Source organism: Asinibacterium sp. OR53 (assembly GCF_000515315.1).
In the GTDB taxonomy this organism is placed as follows: Bacteria; Bacteroidota; Bacteroidia; order Chitinophagales; family Chitinophagaceae; genus Sediminibacterium.
This window is the reverse complement of the sequence record NZ_KI911562.1, coordinates 2,634,216-2,650,151: the sequence shown is the minus strand read 5'-3', so window position 1 is coordinate 2,650,151 and position 15,936 is coordinate 2,634,216. Positions and strand designations below refer to the sequence as shown.

Here is a 15,936-nt window from a genome sequence, read left to right as displayed (position 1 = left end):
GCAAATATCATACACAAGAACGAGAATTTAATAAAATCAAAGTTAATATGTTACACCATTTACACACTGGCAAAATGGGCGAACAACTCGCGGCAAACTACCTGTACGAGGCCGGGTATAGCATTCTCCATCGCAACTGGCGCCACCGGCATTGGGAAGTGGACATCATTGCCTGCCGTGGCAACCGTTTGCATTTTGTAGAAGTGAAAACCCGGCAAAACCTCAGCTATGGCCTGCCTGAAGAAAGCATTACCAAAGAAAAAATGCAGCACCTGCGCAATGCGGCGGAAGCCTACCAATACCTCCATCCGCAATGGCAATACCTTCAGTTCGATGTATTGGCCATTACATTGAACAACCAACAAGCCGCAGCATTTTTTTTGATCGAGGATGTTTACTTTTAAGGATGAAAACACGTATTTACCTATTGATATTCTTATTGCTGGGAACCCTGCATACAGGCCATGCCCAGATGAAAGACCCGCTCGATACGTATTACCAGACCAGTGAAGTGCAGCCGCTGATGGCCATGTACGAGGCGGATAAAGGCAGCCTCAGCCGTTTTTATACGATTATCAATTCACCGGAAAGAAGAGAACGTTTTCAACGCTTCAACCGCGATTACCTGGCCAGGCTGGAACAACTGAATTTCGATTCAATGCAGGTGAGCAGCCAGGTAGATTTTCTGTTGTTCAAGCGGGAACTCAACAATGAACTGTACCAGCTTAACAAAGAAGAAAAAGAGTACAAAGCCATCCATCGCTACCTTTCTTTTGCCGACAGTATCTACCGCTGGGAACAGCTCCGGCGCCGTGGCGCTTATATGCCTGCTGAATCCATAGCATTACAAATGCAACAGATGTTGCGGCGGCTCGACCGGCAGGTATTGATCCTGCAAAACCAGGAAGCCCCATTACCCATGCCACTGGCCCTTCGTGCAGAAGGCACCGTCAAAGGATTACAGGCGGCACTGAAAAGTGTTTACAATTTTTATTATGGTTACGATCCGGCTTTTACCCGCTGGATATATGGTCCCTACCTGACGCTTGACAGCGCGCTCACCTTTTATGCCACACTGTTAAAAAATAAAGGCAATAAGACCGGACTGCAAAAACCAGATGGCAGCGGCATTGTAGGAACACCCATTGGCAGGGATGAACTGATACGCCAGTTACAGTATGAAATGATACCCTATTCACCCGAAGAACTGGTAGCCATTGCCAATAAAGAATTTGCATGGTGCGATACAGAGATGCTGAAAGCTTCGCGCGACATGGGTTTTGGAAACAATTGGAAAGCCGCACTGGAAAAAGTAAAAAACACTTATGTGCCCGAAGGACGGCAGCCACAGATGATCATGGATCTTTATCATCAGTCCATTGATTTCATCAAAAAACATGATATGGTGACCATTCCGCCGCTGGCCGAAGAAACCTGGCGCATGACCATGATGTCACCCGCACAACAACTGGTAAGTCCTTTTTTCTTGGGAGGTGAAGTACTGCTGATCGCATACCCTACCAATACCATGGATTCTGCTTCCCGTATGATGAGTATGCGTGGCAATAACCCGCATTTTTCAAGGGCTACTGTTCATCATGAACTCATTGCCGGACATCATTTGCAAGGGTTCATGAACAACCGCTTCAAATCGTATCGCAATTTCAGAACACCGTTCTGGACAGAGGGCTGGTCGCTCTACTGGGAATTCCTTTTATGGGATGCGCAATTCCCGCGTTCCCATGAAGACCGCGTAGGCATGTTGTTCTGGCGAATGCATCGTTGCGCACGGATCATCTTTTCACTCAATTATCATTTGGGTAAATGGACACCCCAGCAGTGTATCGATTTCCTGGTAGAACGCGTGGGACATGAAAGGGCCAATGCAGAAGGTGAAGTGCGCCGCTCATTTACCGGGGGATACGGACCACTTTACCAACTGGCATACATGACAGGCGCTTTTCAGTTTTATGCGTTGAAAAAAGAACTGGTCGACAGCAGCAAGATGAGCCTGAAAGCATTCAATGATGCTATACTACGGGAAAACAATATGCCTGTTGAAATGGTAAGGGCTATCCTCACCAATCAACCACTCAAGCGCGATTTCACTACGTCCTGGCGTTTTTACGACGTAGCACACTGATCGGCTATTTCCCAAATTTCTTTTTCAGTGCAGTCAGCGCATCATTCACACTCAACGTACTAAGATCTTCTTCTTTCCTGGTAAAAGATTTAGGATTCCTGTTGTTGCCCTGCGATGCGCGTTGTCCTCTTGCAGGCGCTTCTTCAGTCTGTTTGATGGAAAGAGCGATCCGTTTGCGGGGCATATCTACTTCCAGTACTTTCACATTCACTTTCTGGCCCAGTTTCAAAGCCTCACCCGGATCGCTGATATACTGGTGTGCAATTTCACTTACATGCACAAGCCCGTCTTGCTTAACGCCGATGTCTATAAAAGCGCCAAAGCGTGTGAGGTTGGTTACTACGCCCGGCACTACCATTCCTGTAGACACGTCTTCTATTTTGTAGATATTGGCAAACTCGAACTGTTCCAGTTCATTTCGTGGATCGAGGCCAGGTTTCTTTAGTTCATTGATGATATCACGAATGGTTAATTCACCAAATTGTTCAGATACATATTTTTTCGGCTCAATCTTTTTCAGCAATTCTTCCGACCCGATCAAAGCCTGTACATCTACCGCCAGGTCGCCTGCCATCTGTTGTACCAGTGTATACGCCTCGGGATGCACGGCACTTGCATCAAGCGGGTTGCCTCCTTCCTTGATACGCAGGAAGCCGGCGCATTGTTCATAGGCTTTACCTCCCAGCCTGGGCACTTTGAGCAACTGTGCACGATCACTGAACCTTCCTATCTCGTTGCGATACTTTACAATATTATCTGCCAGCGTACCACCGATACCGCTTACATAACTCAACAAATGTTTGCTGGCGGTATTCAGGTTCACGCCCACACTGTTCACACAACTTACTACCGTTTGATCGAGCCTTTCTTTTAGGCGGAACTGGTTCACATCGTGCTGGTATTGGCCAACGCCGATGCTCTTGGGATCTATTTTCACGAGTTCGGCCAGCGGATCCATCAGGCGGCGGCCGATGCTCACTGATCCGCGAACCGTTACATCATAATCAGGAAATTCTTCACGGGCGGTTTCAGAAGCGGAATACACAGACGCTCCATCTTCATTTACCAGGAATACCGGTAAACCCAAAGCCATCTTCTTGATGAATTGTTCTGTTTCCCTTCCTGCCGTACCGTCACCAATAGCAATAGCTTCTACCTGGTATTGTTTCACCAGTTCTTTGATCTTGTGCTCACTCTCATAAATACGGTTGTTCTCGTGCACATAGATCAGGTCTGTTTTCTTCAATTCTCCTTTTTCATCCAGGCATACCACTTTACAACCGGTACGGTACCCGGGATCGATAGCCAGTATACGTTTGCTGCCCAAAGGAGCACTCAGCAATAACTGGCGCAGGTTTTCTGCAAACACATTGATGGCTTCTTCATCGGCCTTTTGTTTCAGCGCTGTTCTGAATTCACTTTCGAGACTCGGCTGTAATAAACGACGGTAAGCATCTTTAACCGCTTTCTTCACGTGTTCATTCCAGGGATTCATGCTTTTAACATAAGATTCTTCCAGCATCAGCAGCGCTTCTTCTTCAAGTGGCGCAATGCTCATGCGCAGGAATCCTTCCAGGAATCCGCGCAATATGGCCAGTGTGCGGTGCGAGGGTATCTTATGAATGGGCTCCGAAAAATCGAAATAATCTTTGTATTTAACGCCTTCTGTTTCTTTATCGGTCAACACTTTGCTCTGCATGGTGCCGGTTTCTTCAAACAGTTTACGCAGTTTGGCCCTTACCTGTGCATCTTCATTAATGGTTTCCGCAATGATATCACGTGCTCCCTGCAAAGCTTCTTCAGCTGTCTTAACTTTTTCGTTGATGAAAGAAGCGGCGATTTCCTGTACATCTCCTCGCTCCTGTGCCAGCATCAGTATAGATAAGGGTTCTAAACCGTTCTCTCTTGCCGTTTGTGCTTTTGTTTTGCGTTTGGGTTTATAGGGCAGGTAAATATCTTCCAGTTCTGCAATGGTAGTAGCCGCATTCAATTTATCCTGCAAAGCCTCCGTCATTTTATCCTGCTCATTGATGGCTTTCTCAATGAAAGTCCTGCGTTCTGTAAATTCTTTCAGAAACTTGGCTTCGTCTTGTACTTGCTGTATCTGCACTTCATCCAGTCCGCCTGTTTTGTCTTTACGGTAACGCGCAATGAAAGGGATGGTGGCGCCTTCTGCAAACAACGATAAAACGGCTTCAACCTGGGTAGTTCTTACATTCAGCCTGGAAGAGATCAATGGAGCAAATTCGGTCATTGGATTCGTGTTAATTCATTACGTGATCAAAATAAGGGCTGCGAATGTAGGCAATACTTGCAATAATATAATTTAGAATAATGAGGCAGGATTAACAGATAAAAACTCCTCCCATGACAACCCTGCTTTGCCAACAAACAGTACCTTATGAGGATGGAATTGCTATTGACTGATACAGCCGGCCTATATCACCCGGCGCTTCGATTATAAGCCCAACAGCCATGGTAGAGGAACGAAAGAACTGCCTTTTGCTCAATTCGTAAAACACAATATCAAATAAGCCTCGTCGTTACAAATTTATCTCCATACGCTTCGATGAAATGCTTGTCTTCGTACAAAACAAGAATCACTTTGACATGCTCTTTATAATAACTGATACTCAGCCTTTCTGCGATAAAAAGGCCATTCTCTAAGTAGTTTTCGAGTTTGCGCACCTCCTTTTTATTTTCGATGAATTCGGAAAACTCAAAGTCTACTGTGTCACCCGTATTAGGGATAACAGGCGGGTTAACAATAGTAAAGCATTCACTGGTAATTGAATTAAAATTAACCTGTAAAAAAATATCCATAGCTGATTTTTTAAATTGTTTATGATTAGCCCATGCGTACTACTCTAGCCGGGTAGCGTTCTGTATAATTCCGGATCATGGAGCGGATCACTTCGTTTTCCGGGTAATGTGTGAGGTATGATTTGAGGGTATCCAGTTCCGTAATGCTGATATCTGCTTCAATGGTACCCATTCCGTAAAATACGCCGTCTTCTACCAGCACGCAACTTTGTTTGTCACGGATAAGAAAGGTTTCCTTCTGTGAGCGCAGCCAGGTGATGGAGGCTTCTACCTGTTGATTATATTCGGTAACATCCGGTAAAACAGCCGGACTGTTCTGATCGAGGAAACAAAGCGAGGGATGTAATTCAAATTGCTTCACGAGTTTCCATAAGGCGCGATGCGCATCTACCAGCAGACCATAAGAAGCCAATGGCTCCAGGTGTTTTCTTTTTTTATCGATGGCCAGTCGCAGGTATCCGCGGCTGTCTTCGAAAAGATAGATGCCCCATAACTGCTCGAATCTTTTCTGGCTCTTGTTGTGGATGGGCCAAAGGCGTTTGATCTCTACACTTTCGAACAAAGAAGCAATGAATTCCGTTGGACAAACCGTACATGTAACAGAATGGATGGTCCTCAAGAATTCCTGTCTTTTTTTGCTCGTATCCAATCCGGAAAAATGGCTCAATACTCTTTTCTTCAGGTTTTTGGCCTTGCCCACATAGATCACTTTACCCTTGACATCATGAAAATAATAAACCCCCGGTTCTTTGGGTAGGTTCACCACCTGGTCTTCGGGTAGGTTGGCCGGCAACAACTGGCTGTGGTTCTCCTTTTTCAACATTTCCTTGATCAGCCGCAGGCCGTTGTTCTGTAGTACCAGGTCCAGCACCTGCGATGTGGCCATCGCATCGCCCCCTGCCCGGTGGCGGTTTTCAATGGCAATGCCCAGCTCGCGGCAGAGATGGCCCAGTCCGTATTTGCGATAACCAGGGAACACTTTCCGGCTTAAGCGGATGGTACACAACTTTGGCGTATTCAACTGAAATCCAGCCTGTTGCAAATGATATTTTACAAAAGAAAAATCGAAGTTCACATTGTGGGCCACAAAAACCCGGTCGTGCAGCAGGTTATAAATATAGGGTGCTACTTCCTCAAAAGAGGGTGCGGCAGCAGTCATGGTATCGGTGATACCGGTCATGTTGGCAATGAAAGCCGGGATGGGTTGGTGCGGGTTCACCAGGGTCTCATATTTTCCTTCCACTTCGGTGCCATTATGCAATACGATGGCGATCTCGGTAATCCCGTGTTGCTGGGGAAATCCGCCGGTGGTTTCTATGTCAACAATTGCAAATTGCATCCGCTTATAAAACTTGTAAATTCGGTAATAATGGCGTATCTTACAACTAAGATTTAGAACGCAAGCCTGGCATGAATTTCAGCCCCGGCACCCTCTATTAGCTTGCGACGTTTTCGATGTTATAACCTGTATCCTGTGACAGCCAACCCCCTGTCCATGTCTGAATGAAACACCATCAACAATCATTTTTAAAATTGCTTGTTATGGAAAAAGCTCGACACCACCATCATGTTCACTTATCAGCAGAACAGATCAGGAATGGCATCATTGTTATTGTAGTTGCCGTTACCGTGATACTGATTTCTTATTTTGAATTAAAAGGAAGATTGGGTTAATAACCAATCTATTCCTTCTGCCGGTCAGTGAGCCAGTCCGCGGATCCTTTCGCGGAAAAGGTAATTTATTCCCCCTGCCATGCCGAAAAATATTTCAGGCATCTGTGTAACTTTGTCCCCCAACAAACGTTTACTATAATTAACAAAGCTTAACCTGGAAATCAGGAAACAGCGGTTAATTTTGAAGAAGAAATCGAGTACCATGAAATATTCCTTATTGGTTTGCTTATTGGTAGTTGGATTGATGGCCTGCTCCGGGGGCCGCAGCCGTCTCGAAGACCTCGGCAAAGAAGCTTGCAGAAAAGCTTCTTCCTGCTGCCAATCAATTCGGGTAACCAGAACGGTTACCACCGAAACCGATCCCGGTAACGAAACCCCTGCTGTTACGCCGGCAACGCTCGTGGAATGGAATCCCGAGATGCTTACCTGGTAATGTAATAGCCTTCCCCCCTCCCCCCATTTTTTATCACCTGTTCTCCAATTGCTGTTCTCCTCTTCGATTAAAATGAGGTGCCGTATTTTCATTACTTTTGCACCCCTTATGTTAAGCAAGAATTTTATCCACGGAGAAGCAGAAGCCCTTTGGTATGATCATTGGCTGAAGAAAGGCTATTTCAGTAGCAAACCCGACAACAGGGAGGCATACACAGTGGTGATCCCGCCACCGAATGTTACCGGTGTGTTGCACATGGGACATTGCCTGAATAATACCATACAGGATATACTCGTACGCCGCGCCCGCATGCAGGGGAAAAATGCCTGCTGGGTTCCCGGAACCGATCATGCTTCCATTGCCACCGAAGCCAAAGTGGTGGCCATGCTGCGGGAAAGAGGCATTACCAAATCCTCACTCAGCAGGGAGGATTTTTTGAAATATGCCTGGGAATGGAAAGAGAAATACGGTGGCATCATTTTACAGCAGCTCAAGAAAATGGGATGCGGGCTCGACTGGGACCGTACTTCCTTCACCATGGATCCCGATTATTCCCGTTCCGTACTACAGGTCTTCATCGACCTTTATAAAAAAGGATACATCTATCGCGGCAAGCGCATGATCAATTGGGATGTGCGCGCTAAAACTGCGTTGAGTGATGAAGAAGTAATTTATAAAGAAGTACAGAGCAAACTCTATCATCTACGCTACAAAATAGACGACGACAGCAATACTTATATCACCATTGCAACAGTGCGCCCCGAGACCATCCTGGGTGATACCGCCATCTGCGTGAACCCGCAGGATGAGCGTTACAAGCACCTGCACGGTAAATATGCCATCGTTCCCCTCATCGGCAGGCGCATTCCCATCATTGCAGATGATTATGTGACGATGGACTTTGGTACCGGCGCTTTGAAAGTAACGCCGGCGCATGATATGAACGATTATCAACTGGGACAGAAATACAAGCTGGAGATCGTTGATACCATGAATGATGATGGTACGATGAGCGAAGCCGCGCAATTGTTCATTGGCGAAGACAGGCTTGATGTAAGGAAGAAGATCGTACCGCAACTGGAAGCCGCCGGGCACCTGGTAAAGATCGAAGACTATACCAACCAGGTTGGCTTCAGTGAAAGAACCGATGCAGTGGTTGAACCGCGGCTGAGCCTGCAATGGTGGGTAAGCATGAAAAACATCTCTGTTCCTGCGCTGGAAGCGGTGATGAATGAAGACATTCACTTCCACCCTGCTAAATTCAAAAACCTCTACCGCCATTGGATGGAGAACATCAAAGACTGGTGTATCAGCCGGCAGCTTTGGTGGGGACATCGTATCCCGGCATGGTATGCACCCGATGGATCGTTTGTGGTGGCTATTTCGAGGGAAGAAGCTTTTGAACAGTTCAAGAGTGAACAGGTAAAAGTCAGCATAGAAGAGATCAGGCAGGATGATGATTGCCTGGATACCTGGTTTTCGAGCTGGCTCTGGCCTTTTGAAGTGTTCAAAGGATTATCTAACCCTGGCAATGCAGAAGTAAAATATTATTACCCAACCAACACATTGGTTACTGCACCTGAGATCATTTTCTTCTGGGTGGCACGCATGATCATGGCGGGTTACGAGTACATGGGAGAGAAGCCTTTCAAAGATGTTTATTTCACCGGTATTGTGCGTGATAAGCTGGGAAGGAAGATGAGCAAGAGTCTGGGTAACTCGCCCGATTTGTTGGCATTGATCGATCAGTACGGCGCCGATGCCGTTCGCTTCGGTATCATGATCGCCTCCCCTGCCGGCAATGATATTTTGTTTGATGAAAGCGCGCTGGAGCAAGGCCGCAACTTCAACAACAAAATATGGAATGCGTTGAAGCTGGTGAAAATGTGGGAAGGACGGCAAACACAAGCTAATGAAGACACTGCACACAACTTCGCGCTTACCTGGTTTGAAAACAGGCTCAACCAGGTGAAAGGGGAAGTAAATGAACTGATGACCCAGTTCCGCCTGAGCGAAGCCTTGAAAACCCTTTACTCACTTATCTGGGATGATTTCTGCAGCTGGTACCTCGAATGGGTGAAGCCCGGCTTTGAACAACCCATCGATGCTGCTGTTTACGAAAAAACAGTTCAGTATTTTGAAGAACTGGTAGAATTATTGCATCCTTTCATGCCTTTCATCACCGAAGAGATTTATCATCAGTTGAAAGAAAGAACCGATGATCTCTGCGTAAAACAATACAGCAAGCCCGGTAATGCCGATGCATTGGTATTAAGCGAAGGCCAGCTCCTGAAACAGGTGATCTCTGCGCTGCGTGATGCCCGAAACAAGAACCAGGTAAAGCCCAAAGACAGCATCCAACTGCATATTCAAACAACCAATAAAGCGGGCTATGAAGCCATTGAAAACATATTGGCCAAGCAGGTAAATGCCGCATCTGTTCAATACACTGCGGATGCTGTTGCCAACAGTATTGTAGTGGCTGTTGAAAAAGACCGGTTCTTCATTGAATCGGAAAAACAAATCGATGCTGATGCATTGAAAGCCGAACTGTTGAAAGACCTTGATTACCAGCAAAAGTTCCTGGAAAGTGTGGCGAAGAAACTCGGCAATGAACGCTTTGTGCAGAATGCCAAACCCGAAGTGGTGGAGCTGGAAAGAAAAAAGCAGGCCGATGCCCTTGCCAGGATCAAGACGATTGAAGAAAGCCTGCAGCATCTTTAACAGGATCAAATGATCCGGATACGTTAATATTACATCATGAAATCATCTTCTTTCATTATAAAAAGCATCCTGCTGATCGTAGGATGCTTTTCTTTTATCCAAAGTTTCTCGCAAGCTTCCTGGGAAGTGGATATGTTGCGTAACATCAACCACAACCCTCCTTCCAGTGACTTATGGAGAGGTATTTCCAGTACGGCCAAACCCATTGCTGTAGCTGCACCGTTGGGTATGGCGGCAGTAGCCCTCATCAATAAAGACAAAAAACTGATGCAAAAGGCTTATGAAGTAGCAGGCAGCCTGGTCATTGCCACCATCGCTACACAAGGTCTTAAGACCATCGTGGGCAGGCCACGCCCCTATGCTACCTATACAGGCATTTACCCCGATGTGGTAGAGACCGATAAATCTTTCCCTTCCGGACACGTTTCAACCGCTTTCTCCACCGCCGCTGCTGTCTCTATTCAATGCAAGAAATGGTATGTAACCGTTCCGTTCTATGCATGGGCTACCGGTGTAGGATATTCACGCATGTACCTGGGGCAACATTATCCGTCCGATGTATTGGCCGGCGCCGCAGTGGGCATTGGCAGCGCTTATCTGGCGCACTGGCTCAACCAGAAATTCTTCGTCAAAAAGAAATAATTTAGTGCATGCACAGCACTTTGATCATACGCGAAGCTACACCGGCTGATATTCCTGCGATCCGGCAGATCGCTTTCGATACCTGGCCTTCTACCTACGGCGCTATCCTTTCGCAGGAACAGATAGATTATATGCTGGCCTGGATGTATTCACCGGAAGCATTGCAAAAGCAAATGCAGGAGGGCCACCAGTTTTATATAGCCGAGTTGGATCATACCACCCTGGGCTTCGCCGGTGTTTCACAGGAAGGGAGTACAAAATTCAAACTGCACAAGCTGTATGTGGTTCCCACCACACAGAAGACAGGTGCCGGCAAAGCCCTGTTGCAAAAAGTGATCGGGTTTGCCAGAGACAATGGCGGCGCAAAACTCATCCTGCAAGTGAACCGCCACAACAATGCAAAAGGTTTTTACGAGAAGCAGGGATTCTCTGTATTGGATGAAGTGAAACTGGATATCGGCAATGGTTTTTTCATGGACGATTACATCATGCAGTATGATCTAAATAACCAATCTTAACAAAACTGCCCGGATTTACGAACTGATCACAGCTTTTTTACGTCGTGTGGGTGAAGCTTTCTGTGTTTTTGCACTACCGGGGTCATATTTTCAGGAAAAAATAACTATCTGGCGGAATTCGTACACTATTTTTTCCCGCCAGATAACTATTTGGTGGCGTCCGTGCACTATTTTTTCCCGCCAGATAACTATTTGGTGGCGTCCGCGCACTATTTTTTGGGGGCCGGTAGCTATTGGGAGAAGTTTATACCGTATTTTTTTTCGCCGGATAACTATTTGCCAGAGACTCTACACTGTTTTTCACTGTCTGACAGCTATTTGCCGGAGCCCGTATACTATTTTCTCCTCTCCGGTAATTACCCGGAAGATGCCGTATATTATTTTTTTTCTCCAGATAACTATTTGAGGGGGGCTATACGCTTTTTTTTTCGGTTTGCTAACTATCAGACGACGTTCATGCACTATTTTTTGTGGTCCCACAGCAAACATGATACTTAATTATCAATGCACCAGCACATGCGTTTGCTTGATGATCCCCATCACAAAAACACTTTGTACATGCCCGATGTTTTCCGACTGACTCAGTTTGTTCACATGAAAATCATAATAAGCATCCATACTCTCAGCCACCACTTTGAGCATGAAGTCGAACTCTCCTGAAATATTATAACATTCAATCACTTCATTCAACTCGTTTACCTGTTTGATGAATTTGGCCCCGGCATTCCTGCTGTGCTGTTTTAACGACACATAACAAATCACCATTAATCCTTTATTTACTTTAGAGTGATCTACCAGGGTGGCATATTGTTTAATCACCCCCGCTTCTTCCATACGCTTAATACGCTCATGAACCGGGGTCGTGCTCAAGTGTACAGTATCGGCAATCTCTTTTACCGTAGCCCGGGCGTTCTGTTGTAAAACCCGCAAAATGGCCAGGTCTTTTTCGTCGATCGAATAGCCGCTAGTGGATTCCTCTTTTTTTGCCTGTTTTGCCATGAATAACTGCTATTTTATTCTTTTAAATGTACAATAAACAAGTATTTATCCCAAATAAAATTAAATAACTGGTATTTTATTCTGGTATTTCTATTTTTGTGGTTCCTAAAAACAGATCTATGTCAACGCTTACCAAATCCATCGATTTCAGTCTGAAAAATAAAGTGGCTGATATCAGCCTGGCCAACTGGGGCCGTAAGGAAATCCGCCTGGCCGAAGCAGAAATGCCCGGTCTGATGAGCATCCGTGCAGAGTATGGCCCTTCACAGCCACTCAAAGGCGCCCGCATTGCCGGTTGTCTGCACATGACCATCCAAACAGCTGTGCTGATTGAAACACTGGTTGCCCTGGGCGCCGAAGTGAAATGGAGTTCTTGTAATATCTTCTCTACGCAGGACCATGCCGCCGCCGCTATTGCCGCTGCCGGTATTGGCGTATTTGCCTGGAAAGGCCAGTCACTGGAAGATGCGGACTGGTGTATTGAGCAGACTTTGTTCTTCGGTGGCGCCGACCGTCCGTTGAACATGATCCTCGATGATGGTGGCGACCTCACCAATATCGTATTCGATAAATACCCTGAACTGGTTCAGCACATCAAAGGACTGAGTGAAGAAACCACTACCGGTGTTCACCGCCTGTACGAGCGTATGGCCAAAGGCACATTGCCCATTCCTGCCATTAACGTAAACGACTCTGTTACCAAATCTAAATTCGATAACAAATACGGTTGCCAGGAATCACTGGTAGATGCGATCCGTCGTGCTACCGATGTAATGATGGCCGGTAAAGTAGCAGTAGTAGGTGGTTATGGCGATGTGGGTAAAGGTTCTGCACAATCATTGCGTGGTGCAGGTTGCCGCGTGATCGTTACCGAGATCGATCCGATCTGCGCGCTGCAGGCTTCTATGGACGGCTTTGAAGTAAAACGCATGGTAGATGCAGTGAAAGAAGCTGACATTGTTGTAACCGCTTCCGGTTGCCGCGACCTGATCACTGAAAAGCATTTCCGCTCCATGAAAGACAAAGCGATCGTATGCAACATCGGTCACTTTGATATTGAAATTGACATGGCCTGGTTGAATAAAAACTATGGCAACACCAAAGACACCATCAAACCACAGGTTGACCTGTACAACATCGATGGTAAAGACGTGATCGTACTGGCAGAAGGCCGCCTGGTAAACCTGGGTTGCGCTACCGGTCACCCTTCTTTTGTAATGAGCAACTCTTTCTCTAACCAAACACTGGCGCAGATTGAACTGTGGAGCAACCACAAGAACTACGAGAACAAAGTGTATGTGTTGCCTAAGCACCTGGATGAGAAAGTAGCCCGTTTGCACCTGGCCAAAGTAGGCGCTCAACTGGATGAACTGTCCGACGAGCAGGCTTCTTACCTGGGTATTCCCAAGAACGGTCCGTTCAAAGCGGAACACTACAGGTATTAATACCTGATTTGTATTGAAAGATTACTGCAAAGCCCAACCCATCGTGGTTGGGCTTTGTTTTTTATTTCATTACTTTCGTTTATATCCAACAGCTTACGCAAATAACTGGCTTGAAGAAAGAGATAACCCATATCGTCTGCTTTACTATTCTCTTTTACTTCAGTTTTACGCTTTCCCTTCCGGCGCAGGTATTATCTCCCGCCCGGCCCAGACCTCCCAGGGATATTACGCCCGTCTCTTCAAAAGCAGCAGCGCTCGCATTCATGAAAAGTATGGACACTTTATCAGCAAGCAAATACTGGCCGCATGTAAGTCCCGATGAGTTCCTCGAAAATGTGAACAACAATCTCAATGAACCGCTGCGCGTCCACGAGGGCAACAATACCAATTTTTGTTCCTATGCGGCTTTGTCGTACCTGCCTTTGCATTTCGACCCATTGGGTTATGCAAAAAACATGGTCGATCTATACCGCAATGGCAAAGTGCAATACGGCCGCGTACTGCTGACTCCATCCCCTGAGATCAAAGAAGCCGCAGGGCGACTGGCTTTCAAAGGAGAACTGGACATCCGGCCGGCCGACCAGATCTGGTTCCTTACCCTGGCCGATCATTTCAAAGGGTATTTGAATTTCTTTGACCGTCATTTTGATATGGGAGATGAAAACGGTTTTTGGGCAGCCACCAATTTCAGCAAGTTCAACAGGATGATACGTGCATTGTTAAACTTTAAAGTAAAGGCCAAAGGCAGTGATCTCATCCGTATCCGCACAGATGATCTCTACACTTATCTCAAAGAAAAATTGCAAACCGGTACGGTGGCCCTGTTTGTGAATAACATGACTTTATACCAAAAAGACCACCGCGTTATCAAGCCAGGTATACCCACGCATTATATCATACTTGAGCAGATTGAAGAGGTCAGCAATGGCATGATCAATATCACTTATTGGGATTATGGCGCACTGAGCCTGCAACAGGTCACGCGCGCATTCCTGGAACGGCTGATATTCGGCGTTTCTCATTGTACACTAAAAAAAACCAGGAAGCATGCGCCGTAACTCCTCACTCATATTATTACTAGGTTGCATGATCGCTGTATGCAGTTCCTGCTTTTCCAACAAGAAGCTGGCGGCCAATTATTATTATGAAAATGAAGCAGCCCTGAACGATATCGAACAATCGTACAGGGACATTTATAGCCACCATCCTTTTTCTGCAGAGTTTACCGACAGGGACCTGGATTATGTATCCATCACTTTCATTACCGAAAAACTGAAATATATATACGAGTTCGAATTCAATGAACCAAGATTGGCAGATTCTATCAGGCGCTTCCAAATGGATACTGCAACCGTTCTGCCACTCCTGCGAAAAATGCGTGAAATTCATTGTGTATGGGTCAACAACCTCGACTATTATGTTGATGGTCAGAAAAAGAACATGACCTTCCTTTCCATGAAACCCATTTTATGGAAACTGCCTTTTACCGATAAGAAATACTATATCCTCACATTCTTCAACCAGCCCCAGTATTTCGACGGCGAAGGAAGGCTGCTGGCCAATCGGAAACAAAGGAAACTGCGACGCATCAACGATGACATTTTCAAACGCATCAACGACAAGGTATGTTATGCGCTTTCAGAAAGGTTCAGATGAGTAAATACAATATCTTTGCGTTCAACATCGTTGATATACTATGAAACCAATGAAAACATTTTTGTATGCCGGTCTGGGCATTGCGTTATTGGCAAGTTGCAAGAGTAAACCTTCACCTGACAAAGCCGCTGCCGATTCTGCGAAAGCCGCTTCTGCCAAGATGATGCCAGGCAGTGTGATCAAGTACGACAGTTCTAAAAGATATATTTTCCTTACCTGGGACGATTCTCCACAGCCCCCCGGAACCACCAATTGCCGGAATATTTTTCGTGAAGAAGGTGTTAAAGCTACTTTCTTTGCCGTGGGCTTCAACCAGGTAGGACCTTTCAAAAAAAGACTGATCGATTCTATTCGTAACAGCTATCCCCAGTTCCTGCTGGCCAACCACAGTTTCAGTCATGGGTTCAACGATAAGTACAGCAAGTTTTACTCCATGCCGGACAGCGCTTTCCAGGATTTTATGCGGAATGAGAAAGAGCTGCAGGTACCTGTTCATATCATCCGCCTTCCGGGTAACAATACCTGGGCTTCGAATGGTAACATAACCGGACAAAAAGCGAACAACCCGCTCATCAAGCGTCTCGATTCACTTGGGTACAAGATCATTGGCTGGGACCTGGAATGGGGTCAGCAGGCTAAAATGAAAGCACCCCGTGAGGGCGCTGCTGAAATGGTAAAAAGGATCAATCAGCATTTCGATGACGGCAACACCAATGCAGCAAATGCCATTGTTATTCTTTCTCATGACAGGTTATTTGAAAAACCGCAATTTGCCGATTCCCTCAGGCAGTTCATCAAAATGCTCAAGCAGGATCCGAGGAACGTATTTGAAACCATGGACCACTATCCTACCGTACAGGCAGGTAAAAAATAACCTTA

At 46.1% G+C, this 15,936-nt stretch carries 15 protein-coding genes; 11 read left to right on the top strand and 4 right to left on the bottom strand.

Translation table 11 applies throughout. The annotated features are described in order from the left end of the window. The first annotated feature begins 47 nt into the window (after window positions 1-47). On the top strand, window positions 48-404 hold the full coding sequence (locus tag SEDOR53_RS0111895) for a YraN family protein (RefSeq protein ID WP_026769928.1): 357 nt from the start codon (window positions 48-50) through the stop codon (window positions 402-404). 2 nt (window positions 405-406) lie between these two features. Continuing rightward, complete coding sequence (locus tag SEDOR53_RS0111890) at window positions 407-2,143, top strand: DUF885 family protein (RefSeq protein WP_026769927.1); 1,737 nt, start codon at window positions 407-409, stop codon at window positions 2,141-2,143. 4 nt (window positions 2,144-2,147) lie between these two features. On the opposite strand, the gene SEDOR53_RS0111885 is transcribed toward SEDOR53_RS0111890, so the two are convergent. The 3 genes from SEDOR53_RS0111885 to SEDOR53_RS0111875 form a co-directional block, all read right to left on the bottom strand. Beyond that, entirely contained in the window at window positions 2,148-4,397 is a 2,250-nt protein-coding gene (locus SEDOR53_RS0111885) for a Tex family protein (RefSeq protein WP_026769926.1), read from the bottom strand. A 272-nt stretch (window positions 4,398-4,669) separates the two neighbouring features. Next, entirely contained in the window at window positions 4,670-4,966 is a 297-nt protein-coding gene (locus SEDOR53_RS0111880) for a hypothetical protein (RefSeq protein WP_026769925.1), read from the bottom strand. A 25-nt stretch (window positions 4,967-4,991) separates the two neighbouring features. Beyond that, the gene (locus SEDOR53_RS0111875) at window positions 4,992-6,305 is read right to left on the bottom strand and encodes an exonuclease domain-containing protein (protein WP_026769924.1); all 1,314 of its coding nucleotides are present in this window, start codon (window positions 6,303-6,305) and stop codon (window positions 4,992-4,994) included. Between the two features lie 203 nt (window positions 6,306-6,508). Here SEDOR53_RS0111875 and SEDOR53_RS19395 point away from each other — a divergent pair, with 203 nt between their 5' ends. The 5 genes from SEDOR53_RS19395 to SEDOR53_RS0111850 all read left to right on the top strand — a co-directional run bounded on the left by SEDOR53_RS19395 (window position 6,509) and on the right by SEDOR53_RS0111850 (window position 10,957). Beyond that, on the top strand, window positions 6,509-6,640 hold the full coding sequence (locus SEDOR53_RS19395; RefSeq protein WP_255346347.1) for a hypothetical protein: 132 nt from the start codon (window positions 6,509-6,511) through the stop codon (window positions 6,638-6,640). A gap of 202 nt (window positions 6,641-6,842) precedes the next feature. Beyond that, entirely contained in the window at window positions 6,843-7,073 is a 231-nt protein-coding gene (locus SEDOR53_RS19110; protein ID WP_146109888.1) for a hypothetical protein, read from the top strand. 108 nt (window positions 7,074-7,181) lie between these two features. Then, window positions 7,182-9,797 (top strand): valine--tRNA ligase, encoded by a 2,616-nt coding sequence (locus tag SEDOR53_RS0111860; RefSeq protein ID WP_026769922.1) that lies wholly within the window; start codon window positions 7,182-7,184, stop codon window positions 9,795-9,797. Between the two features lie 36 nt (window positions 9,798-9,833). Beyond that, window positions 9,834-10,439, top strand: coding sequence for a phosphatase PAP2 family protein (locus SEDOR53_RS0111855; protein WP_051348010.1), 606 nt, complete (start codon window positions 9,834-9,836; stop codon window positions 10,437-10,439). An 8-nt stretch (window positions 10,440-10,447) separates the two neighbouring features. After that, window positions 10,448-10,957 (top strand): GNAT family N-acetyltransferase, encoded by a 510-nt coding sequence (locus SEDOR53_RS0111850; protein ID WP_026769920.1) that lies wholly within the window; start codon window positions 10,448-10,450, stop codon window positions 10,955-10,957. A 501-nt stretch (window positions 10,958-11,458) separates the two neighbouring features. On the opposite strand, the gene SEDOR53_RS0111840 is transcribed toward SEDOR53_RS0111850, so the two are convergent. Further along, window positions 11,459-11,956, bottom strand: coding sequence for an Lrp/AsnC family transcriptional regulator (locus tag SEDOR53_RS0111840; protein WP_026769918.1), 498 nt, complete (start codon window positions 11,954-11,956; stop codon window positions 11,459-11,461). Between the two features lie 119 nt (window positions 11,957-12,075). Here SEDOR53_RS0111840 and ahcY point away from each other — a divergent pair, with 119 nt between their 5' ends. From ahcY to SEDOR53_RS0111820, 4 genes are all read left to right on the top strand, one after another. Beyond that, window positions 12,076-13,401, top strand: coding sequence for an adenosylhomocysteinase (ahcY, locus tag SEDOR53_RS0111835; RefSeq protein WP_026769917.1), 1,326 nt, complete (start codon window positions 12,076-12,078; stop codon window positions 13,399-13,401). Between the two features lie 110 nt (window positions 13,402-13,511). Then, complete coding sequence (locus tag SEDOR53_RS17830) at window positions 13,512-14,459, top strand: hypothetical protein (protein ID WP_157576791.1); 948 nt, start codon at window positions 13,512-13,514, stop codon at window positions 14,457-14,459. Further along, window positions 14,449-15,057, top strand: a complete 609-nt coding sequence (locus SEDOR53_RS0111825; protein WP_157576789.1) for a hypothetical protein — start codon at window positions 14,449-14,451, stop codon at window positions 15,055-15,057. The genes SEDOR53_RS17830 and SEDOR53_RS0111825 overlap by 11 nt, the downstream gene beginning before the upstream one ends. Window positions 15,058-15,106: 49 nt before the next feature. Further along, entirely contained in the window at window positions 15,107-15,931 is an 825-nt protein-coding gene (locus tag SEDOR53_RS0111820; RefSeq protein ID WP_026769915.1) for a polysaccharide deacetylase family protein, read from the top strand. The last annotated feature ends 5 nt before the right edge of the window (window positions 15,932-15,936 follow it).

Excerpts from the sequence above, each read along its gene's own strand:
- SEDOR53_RS0111855 (WP_051348010.1), top strand. The coding sequence starts at position 9,834 with ATGAAATCATCTTCTTTCATTATAAAAAGCATCCTGCTGATCGTAGGA.
- ahcY (WP_026769917.1), top strand. The coding sequence starts at position 12,076 with ATGTCAACGCTTACCAAATCCATCGATTTCAGTCTGAAAAATAAAGTG.
- SEDOR53_RS19395 (WP_255346347.1), top strand. The coding sequence starts at position 6,509 with ATGGAAAAAGCTCGACACCACCATCATGTTCACTTATCAGCAGAACAG.
- SEDOR53_RS0111825 (WP_157576789.1), top strand. The coding sequence starts at position 14,449 with ATGCGCCGTAACTCCTCACTCATATTATTACTAGGTTGCATGATCGCT.
- SEDOR53_RS0111840 (WP_026769918.1), bottom strand. The coding sequence starts at position 11,956 with ATGGCAAAACAGGCAAAAAAAGAGGAATCCACTAGCGGCTATTCGATC.
- SEDOR53_RS0111850 (WP_026769920.1), top strand. The coding sequence starts at position 10,448 with ATGCACAGCACTTTGATCATACGCGAAGCTACACCGGCTGATATTCCT.
- SEDOR53_RS0111820 (WP_026769915.1), top strand. The coding sequence starts at position 15,107 with ATGAAAACATTTTTGTATGCCGGTCTGGGCATTGCGTTATTGGCAAGT.
- SEDOR53_RS0111890 (WP_026769927.1), top strand. The coding sequence starts at position 407 with ATGAAAACACGTATTTACCTATTGATATTCTTATTGCTGGGAACCCTG.
- SEDOR53_RS0111860 (WP_026769922.1), top strand. The coding sequence starts at position 7,182 with ATGTTAAGCAAGAATTTTATCCACGGAGAAGCAGAAGCCCTTTGGTAT.
- SEDOR53_RS19110 (WP_146109888.1), top strand. The coding sequence starts at position 6,843 with ATGAAATATTCCTTATTGGTTTGCTTATTGGTAGTTGGATTGATGGCC.
- SEDOR53_RS0111885 (WP_026769926.1), bottom strand. The coding sequence starts at position 4,397 with ATGACCGAATTTGCTCCATTGATCTCTTCCAGGCTGAATGTAAGAACT.
- SEDOR53_RS0111880 (WP_026769925.1), bottom strand. The coding sequence starts at position 4,966 with ATGGATATTTTTTTACAGGTTAATTTTAATTCAATTACCAGTGAATGC.
- SEDOR53_RS0111895 (WP_026769928.1), top strand. The coding sequence starts at position 48 with ATGTTACACCATTTACACACTGGCAAAATGGGCGAACAACTCGCGGCA.
- SEDOR53_RS0111875 (WP_026769924.1), bottom strand. The coding sequence starts at position 6,305 with ATGCAATTTGCAATTGTTGACATAGAAACCACCGGCGGATTTCCCCAG.